This window comes from Mammaliicoccus sciuri (genome assembly GCF_025561425.1).
In the GTDB taxonomy this organism is placed as follows: Bacteria; Bacillota; Bacilli; order Staphylococcales; family Staphylococcaceae; genus Mammaliicoccus; species Mammaliicoccus sciuri_A.
The window spans coordinates 1,543,247-1,563,004 of sequence record NZ_CP094824.1; the positions used below are offsets into that span (position 1 = coordinate 1,543,247).

General features: G+C 32.5%; 19 protein-coding genes. 11 read left to right on the forward strand and 8 right to left on the reverse strand.

The window, feature by feature from the left end; genetic code table 11:
• The first annotated feature begins 30 nt into the window (after positions 1 to 30).
• From MUA60_RS08010 to MUA60_RS08050, 9 genes are all read left to right on the forward strand, one after another.
• A complete protein-coding gene (locus tag MUA60_RS08010) occupies positions 31 to 2,817 on the forward strand; it encodes a 2-oxoglutarate dehydrogenase E1 component (RefSeq protein WP_262647816.1) in 2,787 nt (928 codons plus the stop codon).
• 13 nt (positions 2,818 to 2,830) lie between these two features.
• Positions 2,831 to 4,075 carry a 2-oxoglutarate dehydrogenase complex dihydrolipoyllysine-residue succinyltransferase gene (gene odhB, locus MUA60_RS08015; RefSeq protein WP_262647817.1) on the forward strand — a complete coding sequence of 415 codons (1,245 nt, stop codon included), beginning with the start codon at positions 2,831 to 2,833 and terminating at the stop codon, positions 4,073 to 4,075.
• A gap of 158 nt (positions 4,076 to 4,233) precedes the next feature.
• On the forward strand, positions 4,234 to 4,425 hold the full coding sequence (locus MUA60_RS08020; RefSeq protein WP_159315679.1) for a hypothetical protein: 192 nt from the start codon (positions 4,234 to 4,236) through the stop codon (positions 4,423 to 4,425).
• A 335-nt stretch (positions 4,426 to 4,760) separates the two neighbouring features.
• Positions 4,761 to 5,576, forward strand: a complete 816-nt coding sequence (locus MUA60_RS08025; RefSeq protein WP_262647818.1) for a VOC family protein — start codon at positions 4,761 to 4,763, stop codon at positions 5,574 to 5,576.
• 15 nt (positions 5,577 to 5,591) lie between these two features.
• On the forward strand, positions 5,592 to 5,795 hold the full coding sequence (locus tag MUA60_RS08030; protein WP_025905040.1) for a DUF6501 family protein: 204 nt from the start codon (positions 5,592 to 5,594) through the stop codon (positions 5,793 to 5,795).
• Positions 5,796 to 5,873: 78 nt separating this feature from the next.
• Positions 5,874 to 6,671, forward strand: coding sequence for an ATP-binding protein (locus tag MUA60_RS08035; RefSeq protein ID WP_204170198.1), 798 nt, complete (start codon positions 5,874 to 5,876; stop codon positions 6,669 to 6,671).
• A 10-nt stretch (positions 6,672 to 6,681) separates the two neighbouring features.
• Positions 6,682 to 8,568: a vWA domain-containing protein gene (locus tag MUA60_RS08040; protein ID WP_262647819.1), complete on the forward strand. Its 1,887-nt coding sequence runs from the start codon at positions 6,682 to 6,684 to the stop codon at positions 8,566 to 8,568.
• 115 nt (positions 8,569 to 8,683) lie between these two features.
• A complete protein-coding gene (brnQ, locus tag MUA60_RS08045) occupies positions 8,684 to 10,021 on the forward strand; it encodes a branched-chain amino acid transport system II carrier protein (RefSeq protein WP_262647820.1) in 1,338 nt (445 codons plus the stop codon).
• An 87-nt stretch (positions 10,022 to 10,108) separates the two neighbouring features.
• A complete protein-coding gene (locus MUA60_RS08050; protein WP_262647821.1) occupies positions 10,109 to 11,311 on the forward strand; it encodes a DUF819 family protein in 1,203 nt (400 codons plus the stop codon).
• Positions 11,312 to 11,537: 226 nt separating this feature from the next.
• On the opposite strand, the gene MUA60_RS08055 is transcribed toward MUA60_RS08050, so the two are convergent.
• From MUA60_RS08055 to MUA60_RS08075, 5 genes are all read right to left on the reverse strand, one after another.
• Complete coding sequence (locus MUA60_RS08055; protein ID WP_316964813.1) at positions 11,538 to 12,413, reverse strand: IS3 family transposase; 876 nt, start codon at positions 12,411 to 12,413, stop codon at positions 11,538 to 11,540.
• Positions 12,410 to 12,946 carry a transposase gene (locus MUA60_RS08060; protein ID WP_262647822.1) on the reverse strand — a complete coding sequence of 179 codons (537 nt, stop codon included), beginning with the start codon at positions 12,944 to 12,946 and terminating at the stop codon, positions 12,410 to 12,412. The genes MUA60_RS08055 and MUA60_RS08060 overlap by 4 nt, the downstream gene beginning before the upstream one ends.
• A gap of 190 nt (positions 12,947 to 13,136) precedes the next feature.
• Positions 13,137 to 14,339 (reverse strand): toxic anion resistance protein, encoded by a 1,203-nt coding sequence (locus tag MUA60_RS08065; RefSeq protein ID WP_262647823.1) that lies wholly within the window; start codon positions 14,337 to 14,339, stop codon positions 13,137 to 13,139.
• On the reverse strand, positions 14,332 to 15,045 hold the full coding sequence (locus MUA60_RS08070) for a 5-bromo-4-chloroindolyl phosphate hydrolysis family protein (protein ID WP_025906028.1): 714 nt from the start codon (positions 15,043 to 15,045) through the stop codon (positions 14,332 to 14,334). The genes MUA60_RS08065 and MUA60_RS08070 overlap by 8 nt, the downstream gene beginning before the upstream one ends.
• Positions 15,046 to 15,060: 15 nt before the next feature.
• Positions 15,061 to 15,330 (reverse strand): acylphosphatase, encoded by a 270-nt coding sequence (locus MUA60_RS08075; RefSeq protein ID WP_243558494.1) that lies wholly within the window; start codon positions 15,328 to 15,330, stop codon positions 15,061 to 15,063.
• Between the two features lie 147 nt (positions 15,331 to 15,477).
• Between MUA60_RS08075 and MUA60_RS08080 the strand changes: the two genes are divergently transcribed.
• Together MUA60_RS08080 and cspA are read left to right on the forward strand one after the other, a co-directional pair.
• Positions 15,478 to 15,780, forward strand: coding sequence for a DUF1033 family protein (locus MUA60_RS08080; protein WP_262647824.1), 303 nt, complete (start codon positions 15,478 to 15,480; stop codon positions 15,778 to 15,780).
• Between the two features lie 168 nt (positions 15,781 to 15,948).
• Positions 15,949 to 16,149 carry a cold shock protein CspA gene (gene cspA, locus MUA60_RS08085; RefSeq protein ID WP_016912585.1) on the forward strand — a complete coding sequence of 67 codons (201 nt, stop codon included), beginning with the start codon at positions 15,949 to 15,951 and terminating at the stop codon, positions 16,147 to 16,149.
• Between the two features lie 106 nt (positions 16,150 to 16,255).
• Here cspA and lysA read toward each other — a convergent pair whose 3' ends face one another.
• Genes lysA through MUA60_RS08100 form a run of 3 tightly spaced genes read right to left on the reverse strand, consistent with a single transcriptional unit; the run spans position 16,256 to position 19,739 of the window.
• Positions 16,256 to 17,521 (reverse strand): diaminopimelate decarboxylase, encoded by a 1,266-nt coding sequence (gene lysA, locus MUA60_RS08090; protein ID WP_107577143.1) that lies wholly within the window; start codon positions 17,519 to 17,521, stop codon positions 16,256 to 16,258.
• The gene (gene alr, locus MUA60_RS08095) at positions 17,521 to 18,591 is read right to left on the reverse strand and encodes an alanine racemase (protein ID WP_262647825.1); all 1,071 of its coding nucleotides are present in this window, start codon (positions 18,589 to 18,591) and stop codon (positions 17,521 to 17,523) included. The genes lysA and alr overlap by 1 nt, the downstream gene beginning before the upstream one ends.
• Complete coding sequence (locus MUA60_RS08100; protein WP_262647826.1) at positions 18,591 to 19,739, reverse strand: M20 metallopeptidase family protein; 1,149 nt, start codon at positions 19,737 to 19,739, stop codon at positions 18,591 to 18,593. The genes alr and MUA60_RS08100 overlap by 1 nt, the downstream gene beginning before the upstream one ends.
• Positions 19,740 to 19,758: the final 19 nt, after the last annotated feature.

Sequence of the window (19,758 nt, forward strand, 5' to 3'; positions counted from 1 at the left end):
ACGGTTTATAATTTTCTTGGAGGGTGGAACATGAAGAATGATAATCATGTCGAAGCACCTGTAAGATTTGGAACTAACTTAGGGTTAATGTTAGAAATGTATGATAATTACGTTAATGATCCAGAGTCAGTACCGAAAGACTTGCAAGTGTTATTCGATGAATTAACAAGTAACAACACAGGCGCTGGCCTACAATCAAGTACTGGGGTGGACAACTCAAGTGTAAAACGTGTAATGCGTTTAATTGATAATATCAGACAGTATGGACATTTAACTGCAGATATTTATCCAGTGTACCGTCCAGAAAGAAAAAACGTACCAAAATTAACTCATCAAGACTTTGGACTTTCAAAAGAAACTTTGGAAAAACTTCCAGCAGTTATCGTATCAGATCACTTTGATGGAGAATTTAACAATGCATATGAAGCAATAGAATATATGACTTCTTGTTACCAAGGTCCTATCGCTTTTGAGTACACGCATATTAATAATAATGAAGAACGCGTATGGTTGAAGAGATATATCGAATCAACACATACAATTGAAATTACTAAAGAAGAAAAAATCGAACTATTAAAAAGTTTAGCTGAAGTAGAAGGCTTTGAAAAATATATCCATAAGAATTTCGTAGGCGCTAAACGCTTCTCAATCGAGGGTGTAGATAGTTTAGTACCAATGTTACAAAGAGTCTTAAAACGTACGAATGCTGCAAATATACCAAACATCCAAATTGGTATGGCGCATAGGGGTAGATTAAACGTTTTAACTCACGTATTAGAAAAGCCATATGAAATGATGATTTCTGAATTTATGCATAAGAACCCACTTATTTTCTTACCGAAAGATGGTTCTTTAGAAATCACAGCTGGTTGGACTGGCGATGTTAAATATCACTTAGGTGGTACGAAGACAACAAGTAAATATGGTATCGAACAATCGATTACTTTAGCAAACAACCCAAGTCACCTAGAAATCGTTTCTCCAGTCGTTCTTGGTAAAGCGAGAGCAAATCAAGATACAACAGCAGATGTAGGTAGACCAAGTCAAGATGTTAATAAATCACTTGCAGTCTTAATTCATGGGGATGCTGCATTCCCTGGACAAGGTATTAACTTTGAATCTATGAACTTAAGTAACTTAGATGGTTACACAACTGGTGGTTCATTACACATCATTACGAATAACAGAATTGGTTTCACAACTGAAGTTGATGATGGACGCTCAACAACATATTCAACAGATGTTGCAAAAGGCTATGACTTACCAATTATCCATGTAAATGCAGATGATGTTGAAGCTACTGTTAAAGCTATTGAAATGGCAATGGACTTCAGAGAGAAATTCAATAAAGATTTCGTCATCGATTTAGTTGGTTATAGACGTTATGGACATAACGAAATGGACGAACCATCTATTACAAATCCAATGATGTATAAAGCGATTAAACAACATCCATCTATTGAACATATTTATGGTAAAAAACTTGTCGAAGAAGGCATTATTACAGAAGCTGAAATGAATGAAATATTTGAAGATGTAACGAAACGCTTAAGAGCTGCTCATGACAAGATTGATAAAGATGCTGAGATGGATAATCCAGAAATGTCTTTACCTGATAACATCAGTGAAGGACAAGATTATGAGTTAGCAAACGCTACTTATGAAGAATTAAAAGCGATCAATGATGCAATGTTTGATTATCCAGAAGATTTCACAGTCTTCAAGAAGTTAAACAAAGTATTAGATAGACGTCGTGAACCATTTGAAAAAGACGGTCTTGTAGACTGGGCACATGCTGAACAACTTGCATTTGCGACAATTTTACAAAATGGTACACCAATTCGATTAACTGGACAAGATTCAGAACGTGGAACATTCGCGCATAGACATGCTGTTTTACATGATGAGAAAGATGGAAAGTTATTTATTCCATTACATCACGTACCGAATGGTAAAGCATCATTCGATATTCATAACTCACCATTATCTGAAGCTGCAGTAGTTGGTTTTGAATATGGTTATAATGTTGATCATCCACAATCATTTAATATTTGGGAAGCACAATACGGTGACTTTGCAAATATGGCACAAATGATATTCGATAACTTCTTATCTAACAGTAATGCTAAATGGGGAGAAAAGAGTGGTTTAGCTTTATTCTTACCACATAGTAATGAAGGACAAGGTCCTGAACATTCATCAGCAAGATTGGAAAGATTTTTACAATTAGCTGGTGAAAACAACATGACAATCGCTAACTTAACAAGTGCTTCTAACTATTATCACTTATTAAGAAGACATGCAAAATATCTTAACACAGATAAAATGAGACCATTAGTCTTAATGTCACCAAAAAGCTTATTAAGAAATAAAATTGTTTCTCGTCCAATTGAAGAATTCACTAAAGGACAATTTGAACCAATTTTAGTTGAACCATACAAGAAGACTAAAGTTAAGAAAGTTATTATTTCATCAGGAAAAATGTTTATTGACTTAAAAACTGAATTACAAAAAAATCCTAACGATGAACTTTGTTTAATTGCACTTGAACAACTTTATCCATTCCCTAAAGAAGAGATAAAGAACGTTCTTTCTGAATTCAGAAATCTTGAAACAGTTCGTTGGGTTCAAGAAGAAGCGAAAAACCAAGGTGCTTGGTCATTTGTTAGCTTAAAACTTCAAGACATTCTAGAAGATCGCAAAGTAGAGCTTGAATATCACGGTCGTAAAGTACGTTCTTCAACTGCAGAAGGCGACGGCGAAATATACAAACTTATACAAAGTAAAGTAATCCAAGAAGCTTTAAAACATAATTAGGGGGAAAAGAATCATGTCAGAGGTAAAAGTACCAGAATTAGCAGAATCAATTACAGAAGGAACAATTTCAGAATGGCTCAAATCAGTTGGTGACCAAGTTGAAAAAGGCGAAAATATCGTCGAACTTGAAACTGACAAAGTAAATGTTGAAGTCATTTCAGAAGTTGCAGGTGTTCTAACTGAAATCAAAGCTGAAGAAGGCGATACTGTTGAAGTAGGTTCAGTCATTGCAGTCGTTTCAGACGGAGAAGCACAACCAGCTTCAAACGATGCTAAACCTGAAAAGCAAGAAGAACCATCTAAAGAAGATGCAGGTAAACCAGAATCTACAGAAACTAAAGAAGAAACAGCATCTTCAAATGAAAGAATTCAAGCAACACCATCAGCACGTCGTTTAGCACGTGAAAAAGGTATCGACTTAAGCAAGGTTAAGACTCAAGCAGGCGACGTTATTCGTCCAGAAGACGTTGAAAGTGCAGCTAAACCTCAACCACAAGCTAAACCAGCTGAGAAAAGCCAACCAGCACAAGCTAAATCTAATGACAATCCTTCTAAACCTGTTGTTCGTGAGAAATTATCACGTAGACGTCAAACAATAGCTAAGAAATTATTAGAAGTATCTAATAATACAGCTATGTTAACAACATTTAATGAAGTTGATATGACTAACGTAATGGAATTACGTAAACGTAAGAAAGAAAAATTCCAAGAAGACCATAACGGTACACGTTTAGGATTCATGTCATTCTTCACTAAAGCAGCAGTTGCAGCATTGAAGAAATATCCTGATGTAAATGCTGAAATTGATGGTACTGATTTAGTACTTAAACAATTCTATGATATCGGTATTGCCGTTTCTACAGAAGAAGGTTTAGTAGTACCAATCGTTAAAGATTGTGACAAGAAAAACTTCGCTGAAATCGAACAAGATATCGTAGACTTAGCTGTTAAAGCTAAAGACAAAAAATTAGGCTTAGATGACATGATGGGTGGATCATTCACGATAACTAATGGTGGTGTATTTGGTTCATTAATGTCTACACCAATTATCAATGGTACACAAGCTGCTATTTTAGGTATGCACTCAATTGTTACAAGACCAATTGCAATTGATAAAGATCGTATGGAAAATAGACCGATGATGTACATCGCGTTAAGCTATGACCACAGAATTATTGATGGAAAACAAGCAGTAGGATTCTTAAAAACAATTAAAGACTTAATTGAAAATCCAGAAGATTTATTATTAGAATCTTAATATAGGATTAAAGGAAAATACAACGGCGGAAATCGTCGTTGTATTTTTTTCGTTTTATGAATCATCTCAATTCTGAGTTGTGGTTTTATTTTTATATGAAAATGGCTTACTATAAAGAAAGTATTGAATTAAAACAATAATTTTAAATGGGGGATACTATGGGTAAATCGATACATGAACGTTGGAAAGAAGACGCGTATTACTATGAGAAACGTGCTGCAGAAGATGAGAATTACGAAGAAACGAAAGCACGAGTCGAAAAGAAAAAGGCTCAAATTATAGAATCATTGAAACACAATAAGGATAAAATTAAACAAATGGAAGAACGATTGAGTAAGAAAAATAGATAATGGATTTTGCCACCAATTTTATGTGATATTGGTGGCTTTTATTGTATATAAAAGTTAATATGGATTGAGGTTATTTGCACTTTCGGCCAGAACTGCTAATAACGGGGTTCTTATTTAAAAACTCATAAGAAGTGTAAATACTGCGGCTCTTATGAACACTTTCGACCAGACTTGTTCGTAACGCCGCTCTTATGAACACTTTCGGCTAAACTTGTTCGTAACGGCACCCATACAACCCAAAAATATATTTTTCATTATTCTCAATTTGATTGATTTGTCATACTTTGAATTTATTTGATATAATTTATAGGAATTCATATATAGGAGAGATATTCATGAATGGACTAAGAAGTGTTACATTATGGACTTTTGATATTAAAGAAACAGAGTCATTTTATAAAGATATTTTAGGGCTTAATACCTTGATGAACCACGAAAAGAATATCTTACATATAGGTGATGCAAATCTTGCACCTGGTACGAGACTGATTTTCAAGCAATATTCTGGTGATTCAGAACAATTAGATACGCATTTTCACGGGATAGCTTTACGTGTACCGACTGATTACGCATTATATGAATATAAACAACAATTTGATGATCATCAAGTTAAATATGAATCTGTGCAACAATTAAATGCTAAGCATCTATTTAAATTTTATGATAATAATGGACATGCGTTACATCTTATTTCTGATGAACAAAATTCTGGTGTACCTCTTGGAACTGCTTATGATGGTGGTCCAATTAGTCCCATTCATCAAATTCAAGGAATTGGGCCGGTCATGGTTAAATCACCTGAGACACAAGCAACTGGCTCATTATTAAATAATATTTTTGAGTTGCAATTGTTTGCCGAATACAAGACAATAGATGATGAGTCAGCTATCGTATTTAAAGTCGGTGCTGGTGGAAATGGCGGAGAGTTACATTTGATTGATTATCCAAATGCGATTGAGTCATTAAATCCACCTATCGAAAGAGTAGCAATCTCCATTGATGATATCGATCATTTTGAAAAAATAGTTAATCACGTTAAAGAAATTGAAATGGAACATCATATTATTAAACATGAAGCCGGCTTAATTTCGTTATATGTGCGTGACTTAACTGGCATCATCATTACAATTACATATGACACAGTGAATTAAAGGAGCGGTTTATTTATGTTACATGAAACTTGGAAAGAAAATCACGTTATAAAACAAGTAGAAGTTACACATACAGATGCACAAAAATTTAAAGTATCTGATATGTTAACAGTAGGTAAAACATACGATGTCGTTAATGAAACAGAAGAATATTATCAAATCATTGATAATTCTGGTCATGTTGGCGGCTACTACAAAACATACTTTAAAGAAGTATAAATATACGATAAGAGTCTGATACATCTATATGTTCCGGGCTCTTTTTTAAGTTTATAAAATGTACTAAAGGAGAACATAATGGCTAATTTTAATAAATATTTAAACAACGACGAAACTATATATGATGACGCTTTGTCTATGATAAAGCTTAATAAGAATATACTTTTAAAAGGACCGACTGGTTCAGGAAAAACGAAACTCGCTGAAACACTTGCGAGAGATTTAAATAAACCAATGCATTCTGTAAACTGTTCTGTAGATTTAGATGCAGAAAGCTTATTAGGTTTCAAAACAATTGAAACAAATGAACAAGGTCATCAACAAATCGTATTTATCGATGGACCTGTTATTAAAGCGATGAAGAATGGTGACATTTTATATATCGATGAAATCAATATGGCGAAACCAGAAACGTTACCTATTTTAAATGGTGTATTAGATTTTAGAAGAGCGTTAACAAATCCATTTACTGGTGAAGTCGTACAAGCTAAAGAAGGATTTTCAGTCGTTGCCGCAATCAACGTAGGCTATATCGGAACGTTACCAATGAACGAAGCATTAAAAAACAGATTCGTTGTCTTAGATATTGATTATATAGATGGTGAAACATTAAAAATGATTATTAAAGAACAAAGTGCATTACAAGATGATGAAATCATCGATTCAATCGTTCAATTTAATAAAGATTTACGCATTATGTCGAGCCAAGGTCAAATTTCAGAAGAATCAGCGAGTATAAGAGCATTGATTGACTTAGCTGATTTAGCGACTGTTATTCCAGTTAGACGTGCGATTAAACGCGCCATTATAGACAAAATAGACGACGAAAGAGAACAACAAGCTATACAAAATGCTATTGAATTAATTTTCGAGTAAGGAGAATATCATGAGTGATCGTTTTATATTATTTAATGACGAACAAATCGATGCACAACAAATAATGATGTTAACTGATTTAGCTAAATTATTACTTGAAGATCCAAACGTTAAAGTTTCTTTCCAAAAATTCCAACACTATGATCCTATCAACAATACATGTAATGTAAGTTTCACATGGTTACATCGACTCGAACACATTATAAATGCAGGGCTAAAATCTGACATCATGTTAGATACTCTAGGATTTAAACATACAGATCCAGGTATTTACAAAGAAGTATTAGATGAGTCATTTGATCATATGAGCTTTTTCAAACAATTATTTATGCTTATTGAAGAATATCGTCTTTCAAATTTGATTATGTCTAAACGTCCAGTCACTAAAAAGTTGTTTAAGCATAGATTGAACGTCAAAATCAAACAAAATAATAGTCAAATTCACGTTTATCAAACGAAGACAACTTATACAGACTTATTATTTTTAGCAATAGAACATGCGATTTTAAATGAAAATTTCATCAACAATATTTCAATAAATGAGGATTTTGATGATGCACTCGTACAAGTGTTTAATCGATTAACCCAAATATTCAACTTGCAATCATCGGAAGATAGTTATGATCTAGCAGTAAGTATTATGATTTTAGTGGATTATTTATTAAAAGAAGATATGCTCAACCAGTATTATCATATCCCTGAGCGTATTTATCGTTCTTATGAAGAAGAATGGACTTTAGAAGATTTAAAACGTCAAGATGCAGCTAACTCTGATCAAAGTCATGAACAAGAACATGATCCAGATGATATTGAAACTGCAGATGCTGAAACAAAGACGAACGACAGTCAAACTGACAGCAAATCTTATTTAGAAATGGAACTTCACGAAGGTGAAAATAGCGACATTCTGACAGATAACGATAGAGAAGGTGACGCTGGTGATGATATGACGGATATGATGGAGAAAAAAGGTAAGGGTTCTAACAATACTTTAGATGATGAAGAGGGCGGCGCACAAGGTCTTAATCAGCAATATCAACTTAAAGGTATTAACCAAAATGTTTCTCTTACATTCAATCGACCATATATTTTACCAACGCATATCGAAGCTTATAAAGAAGCTGTCGATAGTGTTCAGTTTGAAATAAAAGACTTAACGAGCATTATCCAAAAATCTATGAATCATCAATATAGTGATATAAGAGAGAACTTAACTAAAGGTCGATTACAAAAGAATTTACTAAATTGGTTTATCGATGATCAATATAAACTATTCTTCAAAAAAGATGCATTTAGTAGAAAATTAGATGCAACATTTACATTATTAGTTGATGCATCAGCAAGTATGCATGACAAAATGGAAGAAACTAAAAAAGGTGTCGTCTTATTCCATGAAACACTGAAAAATTTAGATATTAAACATGAAATTCTTGGTTTTAGTGAGGATGCTTTTGAAGCTGATAAATTAAATCAACCTAATTCTATTGAAGAACTTATCTTATATAATGAATCAACACTTAAACAGAATGATGCAAGAATTATGACACTAGAACCGCAAGATGATAATAGAGACGGTGTCGCATTAAGAGTTGCAACTCAACATTTACTTCAAAGATCTGAGTCTCAAAAATTCTTAATTGTATTTTCTGACGGAGAACCTTCAGCTTTTGATTATGCAGAAGACGGCATTATAGATACACATGAAGCTGTGATAGAAGCAGATAAACAAGGGATTTATGTCTTTAATGTATTCCTTAATCAAGACGTGATTGATGAAGCAACGAAAAAGACTGTTCATAACATCTATGGTAAACAAAGTTTATTTGTAGAAGGTGTTGAAAATTTACCATACCAGTTGGCACCGTTATTGAAAAAATTACTGTTGCAATCTATATAATTAACAAACCTAAATAATAACATTCTTTTTTAAATTTTCAGAAATTTCATATAGACGAAAACAAACTGCAATGATAGAATATAAATTATTGTAAGACGTAAAAGGAGTAAAATATATGAACAAGAATATTTTTGTAGTAGGGTTTATGTTATTTGCGATATTCTTTGGTGCCGGGAACTTAATCTTTCCACCAGCATTAGGATTATCGAGCGGTCATTTCTTCTGGCCAGCAATATTTGGTTTTGTAATTACGGGAATCGGTTTACCACTTATTGGTGTAATCGCAGGTTCGATTGAGGAAAAGGGATACAGAGTTTCATTAAGTAAAATTCATCCTGTCTTTGCAATTGTATTATTAGTTGCAATTTCTTTAACAATAGGACCATTATTCGCAATACCACGTACAGCAGCAACATCTTTCGAGATGGGTATTACACCAATTTTTGATACAAATAGTTCAATGGCTTTATTTATATTCTCACTGATTTACTTTGTGATTGTCTTTTACTTAAGTTTCAACTCAAGTAAAATGGTCGATAAAGTCGGTGAGATTTTAACACCATTACTATTAATTTCAATTACAGCATTAATTATTAAAGCATTCTTCTCATTAGGTGGAGAAGCACCTGTTCCAGGTGATCCTGCTGTTTATAGTAGTGCTGGAACAAGCTTTGGTAAAGGTTTCGTTGAAGGTTACTTAACAATGGATGCTATCGCAGCTATTGCTTTCTCCCTAATTGTTATTACAGCAATTAAGAGTAAAGGTGTAACGAGAGAAACAGGATTATTCAAACAAACAATTTATGCAGGTGTTATTGCAGCAATTGCACTTGGATTTATTTACATCTCATTAGGTTGGATCGGAAATCACATGAACGTTTCAGCTGAGACAATTAAAGAATTAAACGATAACGGTCAAAATATCGGTACATATCTCTTAACAACAGCCGCGCAATTAGCATTCGGCGAGTTTGGTAAATATTTAATCGGTATTATCGTTGCATTAGCTTGTTTAACAACAGCTACAGGTTTAATCGTATCAGTGAGTGAATTCTTCCACGAAATTATACCTAAAATTTCTTACAAATGGTTTGTAACAATCTTTACATTAGTTAGTTTCATCCTTTCAAACCAAGGTTTAACTACAGTAATTAAAGGTTCACTACCAGTATTATTAGTGTTATATCCAATCGCAATTACAGCTGTATTATTAATTGTTCTTGCTAAATACGTTGGTACACCACCAATCGCACAGCAATTATCAGTAGCACTTGTAACAATTATTTCATTAATATCAGTTGTAAACCAAATGGGTTGGGCAAAAATTGGATTTATTCAACAATTACCTTTATCAACTCACCAAATGGAATGGATTCCATTTGCAATCGTCGGATTCATTATTGGATTTATAATTGGTAAAGTTAAGAATCAAGCACCAATCACATATTCGTAAGTTGTATAAGAATCTTCAAAATAATTTTGAAGATTCTTATTTTTTATGTCATCATATTGATAACAATATAAAAAGGGGTTGGTTTTCATGATATTAAATGCATTTATAAACAAAGATGAAACATGGTTATTATGGGCAATTCTAGTAGGTATTGCTGCGCTTAGTATCTTCTTAGAACAAAGGTATCAATTTGCTGCAAAACTAACAGGCGCTATCATTGCATTAGTTGGTGCGATGATATTTTCCAATCTCAATATTATTCCGATTGAATCGCCAGTTTATGATCAAGTATGGGAATATGTTATTCCATTAGCAATTCCTTTACTTTTATTCAGATCAAACATATTTAAAATATGGAAAGAAAGTAGAAGACTTTTATTCATATTCCTAATCAGTTCAGTAGGTACTGTAGTAGGTGTTGCTGTAGGATTTTTATTACTTCACCAATTTATACCTGAACTAGATAAAATCGGTGCTATGATGACAGGTAGTTACACAGGTGGTGGTGTGAATTTTGCAGCACTTAGTACAAAATTCCAAACACCAGGTGAATTAGTATCTGCAACGGTTGTAGCTGATAATACTGTAATGGCGTTCTACTTCATTGTACTGATTACACTACCAAATATGAAATTTGTTAAAAAATATTTTAAAAGGCTTTATAATTCAAACGATGATGCAAATAGTAATCAAGCAGAAGCATATTGGAAACGAAATGAAATAAGTTTAAAAGATATTGCTTATTCGATTTCTATAGCATTTGTGTTAGTTGCGATTAGCTTTAAAATTTCAGAACTTGTAAATGAATACATTCCTAAAAACAATCACTTTATGGAAATATTAGTGAGTATTATAGGTGACCAATTTTTATTATTAACGACATTAACACTTGTTACAGTAGCTATGTTTAGTAAATTCTTTGAGAATTTAAACGCTTCTGATGAACTCGGTACATTTTTAATATATATTTTCTTTGTGGTAATAGGTGTACCTGCATCTATACCAATCATTATCAAAACTGCACCATTATTATTTATTTTCGTTGCCGTTATTTTGATTTTCAATTTATCTATAACACTGTTCTTCGGAAAATTATTCAAATTCAATATAGAGGAAATGTTACTCGCTAGTAACGCTAATGCCGGAGGACCAACAACAGCAGCTGCGTTAGCAATTTCAAAAGGTTGGCAAGGATTAGTCGGACCTATTTTAATTATCGGTACTTTAGGTTATGTAATCGGAAATTACGTCGGAACATTAATGGGGTATTTCTTAGGCCAATTTATGTAACAGTGTGTATGGATGAGCAGAGGGTGTAGGAGATGTGAGTTTGTTAGGGTACAACTCACATGTTTGACGATCTCGTGTGTTTATTCTGGCTTTAACTCACATCTAAAACCAAGTCTTAGCCTAACTAAGTAATTAAGCTATGACTTAGACAATCTCTTGGCTTTATTCAATACTTAAGCCATGACTTGGTCCATCTCTGTACTGAACCCAAAAATCTAAACCTTAATTAGTATATTATTTCAAAGGTTTGTCTCCTGTAATTTTTGGGAGATAAGCCTTTTAATTTTGATTTGATTCTTTCGTTATTATAAAAATCGATATATCGATGAATAGCTTGTTCAAGGTCCTGAAAATCTTTAAATTCTTGGCCATAATACATTTCTTGTTTAAGTAACCCAAAAAAGTTTTCCATAACTGAATTATCTAGACAATTACCTTTTCTAGACATACTCTGAAATATTTTATGGTCTTTTAATAATCTAGTGTATTGTGAATGTTGATAATGCCAGCCTTGATCTGAATGAATCGTTAAACGATGATCTAGGTTTGGACGACGCTTTATCATTTCTTTTAATGGATTGATGACTATATCTAATGTAGGACGACTTGAGATTTTAAAGCTGATAATCTCTGAACTATATAAGTCCATAAAAGGTGATAAATATAATTTCTGACCATTCATTAATTTGAACTCTGTAATATCTGTTACGACTTTTTGAAATGGGAGACTTGTTTTAAATCTACGATTTAATATATTTTGAGCTACTTTACCAACTTTACCTTTAAAGGAACGATACTTACGACCTCTATGTGTGAACTTTGTACAAGTTAGATTATGTTCTTTCATAATTCTTAGTACTTTTTTATGATTTACGATAAGACCTCTATTTCTTAGTGCTTGTGTAACACGACGATAACCATAGGTATGGTTTGATTCTTCACATATTTCTTTTATTACTTGAATCAATGTTTCATCTTTATCAGCTTTACTAAATTTATTTATCCAATAATAGTATACAGATTTAGCTATTTGAGCGACTTTAAATAAGATACTTAATCGTATATTATATGTTTCATTTAGTTCCTTAATGACCTTTACTATTTCTGATTTTTGCTTCCGTAAATGTCGGTCAAGGCTTGTAACTTTTTTTGATAAGCTATACCTGCCTTTAACGTCTCATTTTCATTTCTAAGTCTTTCAAGTTCTTCACGTTCATTTTCATTTAAAGGTAAATTTTTATTATCTGATTCAGATCGTTTTTTAGTCATAGTGTGAGATCGTCCCTTTTGTTTATTATCTATATCAAGACGACACTTTTCATCAAATTGATGTTGCCAATTGGCAATGATAATAGGATTAATAATTCTAAAGTGATTCGCAGTATCTTGATAAGACAACATATTTTCTTGTCTAAATTTTAAAACAGATAATTTAAATTCGCTAGTATAAACAGTATTTCTACTTTTTATTTCTAAACCTTCTTCTCCAAACTCTTTATATTGATTGACCCAAATCCGAAGGACAGACCAACTTGAAATACCATATTTTAAAGCAATTGTTCTATAACTTTGATGTCCTTCTAAATATTCTTTTACAAGTTTTAGTTTGAATTTAAATTCATATTTTTTCCTCATTAGAATGCACCCCAATATTTTGATTTGTTTAGTTCAAATATTTGGGTTCACATCACTCTTGGCTTTATTCTACACTTAAGCCAAGACTCAGAAGAGCTATTCACTTAACTAAGCCGTCACAACGCACACCTCTCATCCACAAAACAAAAATCCACCAACAAATGCGAAGTTTGTTGGTGGATTCTATTAATTATGATTTAAAAGTGTTTCTCAATTGCTGCTGTTCATCTTTGAGTTGTAATAATTTTATTTTTAAGTCTTGTTCTAAGCTTTGCAATTCTTGTTCTGCTTGCTGACGTTTGCGTGTGCCGTCTTCTTGTATGCGTAATGTTTCTTGAATTGTATCTACTATATTAGTTTGAGTGGTCTTCAATGTTTCGATATCAACGATGCCTCGTTCATTTTCTTCAGCTGTTCTAATTGCATTCTGTTTCAACATTTCAGAGTTCTTCAGCAATAATTCATTAGTTGTATCTGTTACTTTTTTCTGAGCTTCTGACGCGCCTTGTTGTCTTAAAAGTGTTAACGCGATTGCCATTTGGTTCTTCCATAATGGGATACTTGTTAAAATTGAACTTTGAATTTTTTCTGCTAAAGTTTGGTTAATATTTTGTATCATTCTAATTTGTGGAGCAGATTGTAATGTGATTTGTCTAGAAAGTTGTAAATCATAAATTCTTTTTTCTAGTCGATTAATATATTGTTGTAAATCTGCCAGTTCTTGTACATCCATTTGGTTATTAGATGCTTTAACTTTTTGTTCTAATTCTACAAGATTATGTTGTTTCAACTCGTCGCGTTTCTTTTCTGCTGCTGCGATATAAATATTTAATGCATCAAAGTAAGCTTTATTTTCTTCATATAATTGATCTAATAAGCCAACATCTTTCATCAGCATATTTTGTGATTTCTGCAATTCTACAGATATACGGTCGACTTGTGCACCAACAGATTGATATTTACTAAACATTTCATTTACAGAACGTTCAGCTCTTCTAAAAATACGTTTCAATCTAGATTGATTTTGTTTTTGTAATTCATCTGGATTTATTTCTTTTAATTTATTCATTAAGTTTCTTAATGAATTACCAATAGGGCCCACATCTTTAGATTGTACTTGAGTAAGCATTTGATGTGAAAACTGGGATAATTTATTTTGAGCTTGTTGACCATAGAGTAGAAGACCATCATTATCTAATGGCTTTATCTGCTTAGCAATTTCATCAATTTTACGTTGATCTTCATCTGAGAATGTCTTTTCATAAGTTGACGTGACATCAGAAGGGGTTTGCTGTTCTGTAATTTCTGAAGTTTGTGGTGTTAACGCTTCTGATGAATCTTTAAATGGGTCATCAATAAGGTCGTCAAATAAGTTCTTATTCGTTTCAGTCATTGTTACGCTCCATTTCATATTCATATTTTTTATGAGTTTTTGTTAAATTTACTTTTTCTTTCGTTGATTCTGGAATGCCTTTTCTATAGCTATTTCTTTGTTTAGCAATATCAGCAAGTTCCATTTCAATATCTAATTGATGATAACTCGATTCATTTAATTCTTTTAAATCGGCAACGAGTGTTCGTTTGTTTTCATCAATCGTGAGCTTTGTTTGTTTCAGTTTAGCTTTTTCTTCTTTAGATTTATTTGGCATACGTTGTAATATTGTGTAATTATCAATTAAATTCACGGTATTGTCTAAGTGAGAGTAGAAGAAACTTTCTACTTTATAAAATTTCTCAGGTGACTGTTTAACCGTGTTATAAATTGTACGTGCCAATTTAGCGACTTCGTTTAAATTCTTGAATTCTTTATACGATCTAATACGCATATAATTTTTATAAAGTCTTTTCAATTTGGGCTGCGCTTCGTTTAATTGTTTTCTAATAAAATGGAATTCTCGACGCGTTAAACCCATTTCTTTTAAATAACGTCTTGAACTATACCATTGTATAGGTAAAAAGCTAATAACGTAAGTGCCAGCAAATACAGCCATATCTATAAGAAAATTTAAATCTAATTGAAAAACACTAAATAAAAAAGCAATAAATGATATAGGCACTGCTAATAAAGCACCTAATACATATGATAAATTATATTTCATTGTCATCTTCCTAATTTATAACGTTTTGAAATGCTTTGTTTTTTCGTCTAAAGTGGTATCTTCGATTGTATAATTTTCTACAACTGAAGCTGGCGCTACTCCCTGGATAACACCATTAACAAATTGTTCTAATTGATCTTCTTCACCACTTGCGTATATTTCTACATAATCGCTGACATTTTCAACGGTACCAACTATTTTATGTTTCTTAGCGAGTTGAGCTGTGAAAAATCGAAACCCAACACCTTGTACACGTCCAAAAACTTTAATATGTTTTCCGTTCATATTTATCACCTCATATCTTTATTATAAAGGGTTCAGTGTAAAAAAACTAATAATTAGAAACAAACCCACAAGCTATTTTCTTGATTTAATATTCAATAAGATTTAAATTAACTCTAGGGCAATTTTCTAAATAGGGGAGATTTTAAGATGTATAAAATCGTAACAATCCGAACAGATTATGAGGGATGGTGGCTGTTTGACGATTGGAAAGACTATATCATTAAAGAAATTGAATGTCAGGATTATGATGAAATGGTCACGCAATATCATAATTTACTTAATCAATATCAAACGAAGTTTACGAATGAACTTGTAGGTAAACATAACATACATGCTTTCTATAATAATTGTGATCTTTCTTACTGTGAAGACTGTGAAGAAGATATGCAAATATTTTATAGTATTCTTATATTAAATGACAATTCAATTTATACGCCATTACCAAAATAATAAATTCTGAAAATATCTTAAATGGTATTGCATTTGAATATTCTGTGACGTATAATAAGAAATAGCAATATCGTTATTCCATATTGCAAATAACATTATTAATTAATTGTGTTTTTTGTAATATGCGAATATCGCATATTGAATTTTAGTCTTGGAGGTTTCACAATTATGAAACAAGGTACAGTTAAATGGTTTAACGCAGAAAAAGGATTTGGCTTCATCGAAATTGAAGGAGAAAATGACGTATTCGTACATTTCTCAGCAATTAACCAAGAAGGTTACAAATCTTTAGAAGAAGGTCAAGCAGTAGAATTCGAAGTAGTTGAAGGCGACCGTGGCCCACAAGCTGCAAACGTTGTAAAACTATAATATATATGAATTTGAACGACTAAAAAGAAACCCTAACAATGTTAGGGTTTCTTTTTGCGTTATCATATTGTTATTATTTAATAATAAATTTCAAGTTTTCAGCTTATTATTTTACGTCATTCATAATCAATTGTTTTAATGTTTGTCGCTTAATAACTTCTCTCGCTTTTCCATCTTTAACAAATAGAACTGAAGGTTTAAGCATTTGATTATAATTTGAACTCATAGAGTAGTGGTAAGCACCTGTAGATAATACAGCAATATAATCACCGATTTTTGTAGATTTAGGAAGTTTCATATCTCTGCCAATTAAGTCACCTGATTCACATAACTTACCAGCAATTGTAACGTCATGTGTGTCTTCATCATTTCTATTCACTAACAATGCTTCATATTGAGCATCATAAAGTGCCGTTCTAATATGATCACTCATACCACCATCAATTGATACATACGTATTAACATTAGGAATCTCTTTAATTGTTCCTACTTGATACAACGTAACACCCGCTTCACCAACAATTGAACGTCCTGGCTCTATAGAAATCTCTGGAATAGCCATATCATATTTTTGACTATTTTCTTTAATGGCATCTGTAATCAATTTAATACCATCTTCAATAGGGTAGCTTTTATCCGCTTCAGTATATTTAATACTAAAACCGCCACCTAAATTTAATATATCAATCTCAATATCATGTTCTTTTAACCATTCAAATACGATTTGGATTGTGTTGATAGTACCATCAGCTTCAAAAATTTGTGATCCAATATGGAAGTGAATTCCTTTAAAATCAATTTTATCTGATGCTTGTAAAGCACGAACACCTTCAAGTGCAGTACCATGTTTAATAGACAAGCCAAATTTACTATCTTCTTGACCTGTTTGGATAAATTCATGTGTATGTGCTTCAACGCCAGGATTCACTCTTAATACAGCTTTAATAGGCTTAGAAGCTAATCTATTAATACGTGTGATTTCATCTAAAGAATCAATGACGAAATATTCAACGCCGCTTTCAATCGCATATTCAATTTCTTCATTCGTCTTATTGTTACCATGAAAATGAATTTTACTTGGATCAAATCCACTTGCTAAAGCTGTATATAATTCACCTTCAGATACGACATCTAGACCCATTTCTTCTTCTGCCATCAATTTAAACAATTGAATACTACTAAAAGCTTTAGAAGCATACGAGATATTATATGATAAGCCACTTTCTTTAAATGCTTCATGGAATCTTCTACATTGTGTTCTAATTTGTTCCTCATCATATACGATAGTAGGGGTACCAAAACTTGCAGCTATCGTTTGTAATGATACATTGCCCATTGTAAGAACACCTTGGTCATTATATTTAACTGTCATTATCTAATCTCCTTTATTAATGAATGATGGTTTAATGCACTGATTTGCTCAGAATTTGCACCAACACCTTTAAATGTAAATTCATCAATCCTTATATCGTTACTATACATAACAACTTGATCACCACTTTGGATTGTATCATCTACTTCAACGAACATGTGACTCATCATCAACCCTCTAATTGGATAGCGTTGTTGATTAATAAGTACATCATGTTTCGCTCTTGTCTTAAGTATACCGTCTCCATAGCCAATATCAACTACAGCAATGTTACAATCTTTATCAGCTGTATATTGGAAACTATATCCACAAGTTTCTCCTTTTTTAATAGGGCGAACTTGTATCACATTAGCTGTAACCGTAAAGTTCTGATCTGTAAGTGTAGTAGAGAGGGTACTATAAGGTCTTGACCCATAAAGTATAATACCAAGACGAGCATGCGTATGTTGATTGAACAATCCGTCTTCTCGAACATAACTTGCACTATTTTGCGCGTGAATAAATTTGAAGGCATAACCTTGGTCTAATATAAATGATAAACAATCAATCCAAGCTTGTCTTTCTGTTTCATATTCATCGCCACCAAATTCATCTGCATATCCGAAATGTGTCCAAATCCCTTCAATAATCGCTTGCTCTGCAATAGGTAAGCTTTCATTATGTTTGAGTACTTGCAACATTTCATCTTGGTCTTTCAAACCAGAACGGTGTAGTAGATTTTCAAGTTCTAAATGTAATTTAACGCCTGCTAAATCTTCTACATGTTCATGATAGAACGTCAATGAAGGTAACGTCATCGCGATGTTATGTGCCTTTAATGTTTCAAATTCGATAGAAGGATTCATCAAAAAGATATTCACTTGTTTATCTATTTCACGAATTCTTACTGCTTCATGAAGTGATGTCGTACTGAATGTTTGAATACCAGCCTGAATAAAGGATTTAACTGCGAATTCTAGTCCAAAATGATATGCATCGTTTTTCACGACAGCCATAACTTTGTTATCTTTAATAACATTTTTAGCATTTTTTATAAAATTTTGTTCATCAATCGTAATACGTGCTACCATTATTTGTCCGCTCCTTGATTTAATAGTGCTGTATAGTAATCAGCGACACTGATTAATACTTCTTCATCGAAATTGAGTCTATTTGTATGTAGACCATAAATATAATCTTTTTCAACATTTCGTGTTCCAAAAAAGACAAAATAACTTGGTGCTAATTGACGATAGAAACTAAAGTCTTCACCAAATAAATAAGGCTTTTCAAGTTCATGTAATGTTAAGTCGAGGCTTGTTAAAGCTTCTTTAACGCCATCATATAATTGTGCATCATTTGTAGTAGGTGGATATCCTTTAGCAAAATCAACCGTACAAATAACTCCAAATAGCAATTCAACACTTTCTGCGATTTTTTGCATTTGATTTATAACAATTTCAAGATCATTCGTATCATATGTACGAATCGTACCTTCTAAGTATCCATTCTCTGGAACGGTATTAATGGCTTCACCAACATTGAATTGTCCAACATGAACAATATTGCGATTTAAACCATTTAAATGAAATTGCTGAATTTGTGTAACTTGAGATAATACATGCATCATCGCTTCTGATGCTGCTTTACCATCTTCTTTACTGGCAACATGACTCGAACTTCCTTTTAAGTAAAATCGATACTCTGTTGCACTGGCTGTAATTTCATCATTTTTAAAGGCTACTGTGCCGACATCTTCAAATGGCATAATGTGTACGCCATAAATTTTCTCTATATTATATTTATCAAACACATTTGATTGGATTAATTGATTCGCACCAGCTTCAGTTTCTTCTGAAGGTTGGAATATAAACACGACATTATGCGGTAATTCACCTTTATCATATAAAGCTTTACAACGTTGTGTAAAAAGCATTAATGCTGTTGTATGACCATCATGACCACATGCATGCATTACTTGATCAACCGTACTTTTATAAGGTACATCGTTTACTTCTTGAATAGGTAAGGCATCGATATCCGCTCGATACGCAATTGTATGATTCGAATTGCCTTCTAAATAACCAATGACACCTGTTTGAATAGGGCGTTCGTATGGAATATTTAATTGTTTTAAGAAGTCTTCAATATACGCAGTTGTCTCATATTCTTGCATACTTAACTCTGGGTGTTGATGTAAGTATCTTCTTGTATTTTTCACAAATTCTAATTCAGACATTTAACTCAGTCCTTTGTAT

Bases quoted from the DNA above. Each gene is read 5' to 3' on its own strand.
- MUA60_RS08010 (WP_262647816.1), top strand. From the start codon at position 31: ATGAAGAATGATAATCATGTCGAAGCACCTGTAAGATTTGGAACTAAC.
- odhB (WP_262647817.1), top strand. From the start codon at position 2,831: ATGTCAGAGGTAAAAGTACCAGAATTAGCAGAATCAATTACAGAAGGA.
- MUA60_RS08020 (WP_159315679.1), top strand. From the start codon at position 4,234: ATGGGTAAATCGATACATGAACGTTGGAAAGAAGACGCGTATTACTAT.
- MUA60_RS08025 (WP_262647818.1), top strand. From the start codon at position 4,761: ATGAATGGACTAAGAAGTGTTACATTATGGACTTTTGATATTAAAGAA.
- MUA60_RS08030 (WP_025905040.1), top strand. From the start codon at position 5,592: ATGTTACATGAAACTTGGAAAGAAAATCACGTTATAAAACAAGTAGAA.
- MUA60_RS08035 (WP_204170198.1), top strand. From the start codon at position 5,874: ATGGCTAATTTTAATAAATATTTAAACAACGACGAAACTATATATGAT.
- MUA60_RS08040 (WP_262647819.1), top strand. From the start codon at position 6,682: ATGAGTGATCGTTTTATATTATTTAATGACGAACAAATCGATGCACAA.
- brnQ (WP_262647820.1), top strand. From the start codon at position 8,684: ATGAACAAGAATATTTTTGTAGTAGGGTTTATGTTATTTGCGATATTC.
- MUA60_RS08050 (WP_262647821.1), top strand. From the start codon at position 10,109: ATGATATTAAATGCATTTATAAACAAAGATGAAACATGGTTATTATGG.
- MUA60_RS08060 (WP_262647822.1), bottom strand. From the start codon at position 12,946: ATGAGGAAAAAATATGAATTTAAATTCAAACTAAAACTTGTAAAAGAA.
- MUA60_RS08065 (WP_262647823.1), bottom strand. From the start codon at position 14,339: ATGACTGAAACGAATAAGAACTTATTTGACGACCTTATTGATGACCCA.
- MUA60_RS08070 (WP_025906028.1), bottom strand. From the start codon at position 15,045: ATGAAATATAATTTATCATATGTATTAGGTGCTTTATTAGCAGTGCCT.
- MUA60_RS08075 (WP_243558494.1), bottom strand. From the start codon at position 15,330: ATGAACGGAAAACATATTAAAGTTTTTGGACGTGTACAAGGTGTTGGG.
- MUA60_RS08080 (WP_262647824.1), top strand. From the start codon at position 15,478: ATGTATAAAATCGTAACAATCCGAACAGATTATGAGGGATGGTGGCTG.
- cspA (WP_016912585.1), top strand. From the start codon at position 15,949: ATGAAACAAGGTACAGTTAAATGGTTTAACGCAGAAAAAGGATTTGGC.
- lysA (WP_107577143.1), bottom strand. From the start codon at position 17,521: ATGACAGTTAAATATAATGACCAAGGTGTTCTTACAATGGGCAATGTA.
- alr (WP_262647825.1), bottom strand. From the start codon at position 18,591: ATGGTAGCACGTATTACGATTGATGAACAAAATTTTATAAAAAATGCT.
- MUA60_RS08100 (WP_262647826.1), bottom strand. From the start codon at position 19,739: ATGTCTGAATTAGAATTTGTGAAAAATACAAGAAGATACTTACATCAA.